Origin of the sequence: Actinoplanes sp. NPDC048791, assembly GCF_040650095.1 — a bacterium.
GTDB lineage: Bacteria > Actinomycetota > Actinomycetes > Mycobacteriales > Micromonosporaceae > Actinoplanes.
In genome coordinates, this window is the sequence record NZ_JBEZGQ010000789.1 from 1 (window position 1) to 4,016 (window position 4,016).

A 4,016-nucleotide genomic window follows, 5' to 3' on the forward strand; every position below is an offset into this window, starting at 1 on the left:
CCTGGCCGCACTGGCCGGCGTGCCGATCGCCGCCGGCGTGATCGAGGTGCCCGGCGCGCAGGTCGCCGGGATCGTGCTGACCGTGGTGGGAGTCGCGGTGCTCGCGCTGGGCATCCGGCACGCGATCCGGCACAGCCGGCTCAACGTGAAGGTCTTCGCACCGATCGGCAAGGTCCGGCTGCGGGCTGTGCCGGCGCGTCAGACCTCGACGGAGACCTACACCGCGCTGCCGCTGGAAACCGGCCCGGCCGAGAACTACGCATCCTCGGCGCACCGAGCGGCATAGCGCCGCCGGGGCAGGCGGTCCGGGTGGGGTCACCGGGCCTGCCCGTGGACGGCGTCGCGGGGAGAGTTACTTGCGCTTGGCTTCCTGGACGTAGAGCAGCTCGAGGATCGAGCGGGCCGCCTCGAACCAGCGGTCCAGCCAGCCCGAGTCCGGCATCGTGCCGCGCACCGGCAGCTCAAGCAGCAGCCCGCGCAGCAGCGGGTGGTCCGCCATCGACTGGGAGCTGCTCGCGTCGACCCAGCCGCCGCTGGTCGGGAAGACCGGCTCGGTCAGGCCCTGCAGGTCCAGCGAGGGCAGCTTGGCCGCCCGGTCCAGCGCGCTGGTCGGTTCGATCGGGGTACGGGTCGGCAGGCCGGACAGACCGGTTCCGCCGCTGCCGCGCGAGACCAGTTCGTCGCCGTTGTCAGCGGCCAGGGCCGCGTCGCGGCGGGTCTGCCGGTACGCGCTCACGCCTCCGCTGAAGCGGTCCTGCGCGGTCACGGATCCGTTGCTGAGGTTGTCGGAACCCATCGTCATCTGTTTCGCCTTGCCTCGCTCGTATGGATCGCCTGCCCGCACCGTCACGCGAGGGGGACGGTCAGCCGTACGGGCCGACGGCGGTTCTCCGGGCGCGCGGTCCGGTCCGCGCTTAGAGCGTTCAACGAGGCCGACCCGAACGGGCGACGGCGCAAATGGGGCAAAATGCAGCGACCGCCCCCACGCTCGCGGCGGGGGCGGTCGAGGGTCACCTGCTCTACAGGTCGAACTCGCCGCCCTTGGCCCCGCCCACGAAGGCGTCCCACTCGGCGGCGGTGAAGATCAACGCGGGTCCCGTCGGGTTCTTGGAGTCGCGAACCGCGATGGCCTGCTCGACGAAGGCCACCTCCACGCAGTTGTCACAGTTCGGGCCACTGCGTGTGCTCTTGAACCACTGCGCGCGGCTCAGGTCGATCCGGAAACCCTTGGTCTCACTTTCCACAATGGCTCCTCTGCCAGCCTAACGATCATGTCTCTGGACTCCTCGGGAGAGAGGGCCGACGATCGGACGGTGTCGAAGATGGAGTTGTACTTGCGCAGTTCGTCGCTCTTCTCCAGAAACAGCCCGCCGGTCGCGTTCTCGGCGAACACCACATTGGGGTCCTCGGCATCGGGGAAGTCGAGGATCGCGAATGTGCCGTCCATGCCGGCGTGGGCCCCTGCCGCGAACGGCAGGATCTGCAGAGTGACGTTCGGCAGCCGGCTCGCCTCGACCAATCGGAGCAATTGGTCCCGCATGACCTGGTCGCCGCCGACGGGGCGACTCACCACCGCTTCATCGAGCACCACCTGAAGATCGATCGGATCGTCCTGAATCAATAACGCTTGGCGAGCCATCCGGACGCGTACCCGTTGCTCTATTTCTCGATCGCTGTCATCCGATCGGGCGGCTCTGATCATCGCTATTGCGTACTTATCGGTCTGAAGCAGACCGGGAACCACCTGCTGCTCGTACGCCCTGATCGACCGGGCCGCCGCTTCGAGCCCGACATAAGCACCGGTGAGCACTGGGCTGAATGGATGCCACCATCCCTTTTGCCGGGCTTCGCGGGATATCTGTACTAATTCGTCCGATTCGGCGCCATTGACGCCGTAAATGTCCAACATGTCCTTTACGTCGCGAGGAGTGGCGCTCGTGTGGCCGGTCTCGATTCTGGACACCTTGGAGGGTGAACAGCCGAGACGCTCGGCCACCACGTCGATGGTCACGCCGGCCGCATCGCGGTATCTGCGTAGCTCAGCACCGAGTCGGCGGCGGCGGATGGTGGGGCTGCGGCGCGGATTCACGCTCACCTCCGGGCTGCGTGGCATCATGCGACCGGACGGCGCGGGCTCCACCGTACGGCGTTGTCGCCCTCAGTCTGTCTGGTGGTCTCTTGATCCCTCAAGCGTCCACAGTGATCGTTTAGTCACTTTCGGCTGACCTGCAACTTGCATCGATTCGCCTCGTGGTGCAATCTTTCCGTATGGCGCACGTCACTTAGTGTTCTTGTGGGAGCCTGAGATACACGCGCCGGGTACGCAGCAATGCACCAAAAAGCGACGCCGCGCACTGGGGGACCGACCGTAGCCGACTGTCCTCGCCGGACTCGAAGAAGTCCGCGAGCAGCGACCGCGCCGGGAGCGGCTAAACCGCACCGTTGCGATGATTGGCACAATCGTTATGGTGCAAAGATGCATCAGCCGGGCACACTGGACCATCTGTGTTCACCGTGCGGCAAAGTGCAATTTGCCCCTACTGGGTTCAGGACAGGAGATGACGTGCTTCCTCGGTCCGGCGATGTCATACACGTGACGAAGGCGGCCAGCGTCCAATTCGCGGCGCCCATGCTTTTCCGGGTCATCCGGGTGCACGACTGGCCGACGTACGAAGGCTGGATCTGGCTGGACGGCTACGAGCTCAACGCGTCCGGTGACGCGGTCGAGCGCCGGTCCATCTTTGTGCAGGTCGGCGGCCTGCGACAGGTCGGCAAGGCCCCGGACCCGCGCACCCGCAACGGCCGCCAGCCGGGCATGACCACGGGCGCCATCCAGGCCCGCGCCCTGCGCGCCAACCGCTGATCTCTGACCCGGGTCAGTCCTCCCCCGGCTGGCCGGTCGGCCCGGTGGTCTGCGTCTGCGTGGGGGTCGGCGACGTCGTCGGCCCCGCCGCGATGATCAGGGTGATCACCGTGTCCGCCGGCACCTGCTGGCCCTCGGCCGGATCGCTGTCGATCACGGTCCCGGCCGGAGAATCGCTGGTCACATAGCGCAGGCGGTAGTTCAGGCCCTTGCGGTCGAGAGCCCCGCGCGCCTCGTCCGAGGACAGTCCCTTCAACGCCGGCACGGTGATGTCGCTCGGGGTGGCGGGCGCTGAAGTGGTCGGCTGCGTCGTCGCCGGCTCCGTGGACGGCGGCGTGGAGGTGGGCGCGGTCGTCACGGCCGTGGTGGCCGGCGGCGCGGGAGAGGCAGTCACGCCCGGGGTGGCATCGTCGCTGGTGGACTGCACGATCAGGTAGATACCCCAGCCCAGCAGGGCCAGCAGCAGCAACGCGACGATGCCCACCGCGATCGGCGTCCACCAGCGGCCGCGTGGCTCGTCGGCCGGCTCTGCCGCCCAGTCCGCGCCGGCGTATTCGTCGCCGTAGCCGGGGCGTGGGGGACGTACCCCGGCCCGGGCGGACCACACCGCATCGCCGTCGTCGTCGGCCCAGTTGTCCGTGCTGCGGGGGTGACGCTCTGTGCGCGTACCGTCGGGCGCGGCGGCCGGAATCACCGACGTCGCGTCGCTCTGCGGCGCCGGCGGAGTCACCTGCGTCGCGTCTAACGCCGTCGGCGGGAAGAGCTGCGTGCGGTCCGCATCCCCGGCCGCGGGGGGCAACTGCGCCGTCCGGTCATCCTTCAGGGGACCACCGATCGGGGGAACTTCCTCATCCTCGGCGAACGGGAAGTACTCACCTGTCTCGTCAAGGCGGCGGCGCTCGTCGTCGTCGGACATCGCCGGATCCTCTCCGTTCGGGCGTCCTCTGCCGCCAACCTAACCAATCTTGGCGCATCAACTCATTGATTCGCAGGCATCGTCACCGACGGCTACAGTGCCCGGCATGGCCGACAAGGGCTGGACAGCGCGAGTGGCAGCCGCGGCCGGAGTGGCCGCGGGGACGGGCGCCGCCCAGCTCGGCCTCGGCTACGGCCTGGGCGTGGTGGTGTGGCCGGCGGTGCCGGCCGACGACAG

At 68.4% G+C, this 4,016-nt stretch carries 5 protein-coding genes and 1 pseudogene; 2 read left to right on the forward strand and 4 right to left on the reverse strand.

The features are described from left to right. Positions 1–286 (forward strand): annotated as a pseudogene (locus tag AB0C29_RS37045) (hypothetical protein); the annotation flags it as partial. Positions 287–352: 66 nt separating this feature from the next. Here AB0C29_RS37045 and AB0C29_RS37050 read toward each other — a convergent pair. The 3 genes from AB0C29_RS37050 to AB0C29_RS37060 form a co-directional block, all read right to left on the reverse strand. Further along, positions 353–802, reverse strand: a complete 450-nt coding sequence (locus AB0C29_RS37050; RefSeq protein ID WP_360830573.1) for a hypothetical protein — start codon at positions 800–802, stop codon at positions 353–355. Between the two features lie 217 nt (positions 803–1,019). Further along, the gene (locus AB0C29_RS37055) at positions 1,020–1,244 is read right to left on the reverse strand and encodes a DUF397 domain-containing protein (RefSeq protein WP_360830576.1); all 225 of its coding nucleotides are present in this window, start codon (positions 1,242–1,244) and stop codon (positions 1,020–1,022) included. Then, on the reverse strand, positions 1,208–2,089 hold the full coding sequence (locus AB0C29_RS37060) for a helix-turn-helix transcriptional regulator (protein ID WP_360830579.1): 882 nt from the start codon (positions 2,087–2,089) through the stop codon (positions 1,208–1,210). Before AB0C29_RS37060 ends, AB0C29_RS37055 begins: the two co-directional genes overlap by 37 nt. 474 nt (positions 2,090–2,563) lie before the next feature. Here AB0C29_RS37060 and AB0C29_RS37065 point away from each other — a divergent pair, with 474 nt between their 5' ends. Then, a complete protein-coding gene (locus AB0C29_RS37065) occupies positions 2,564–2,863 on the forward strand; it encodes a hypothetical protein (protein ID WP_360546758.1) in 300 nt (99 codons plus the stop codon). A gap of 13 nt (positions 2,864–2,876) precedes the next feature. On the opposite strand, the gene AB0C29_RS37070 is transcribed toward AB0C29_RS37065, so the two are convergent. Then, positions 2,877–3,779 carry a PASTA domain-containing protein gene (locus AB0C29_RS37070; protein ID WP_360830582.1) on the reverse strand — a complete coding sequence of 301 codons (903 nt, stop codon included), beginning with the start codon at positions 3,777–3,779 and terminating at the stop codon, positions 2,877–2,879. Between the last annotated feature and the right edge of the window lie 237 nt (positions 3,780–4,016).

Excerpts from the sequence above, each read along its gene's own strand:
- AB0C29_RS37050 (WP_360830573.1), bottom strand. The coding sequence starts at position 802 with ATGACGATGGGTTCCGACAACCTCAGCAACGGATCCGTGACCGCGCAG.
- AB0C29_RS37070 (WP_360830582.1), bottom strand. The coding sequence starts at position 3,779 with ATGTCCGACGACGACGAGCGCCGCCGCCTTGACGAGACAGGTGAGTAC.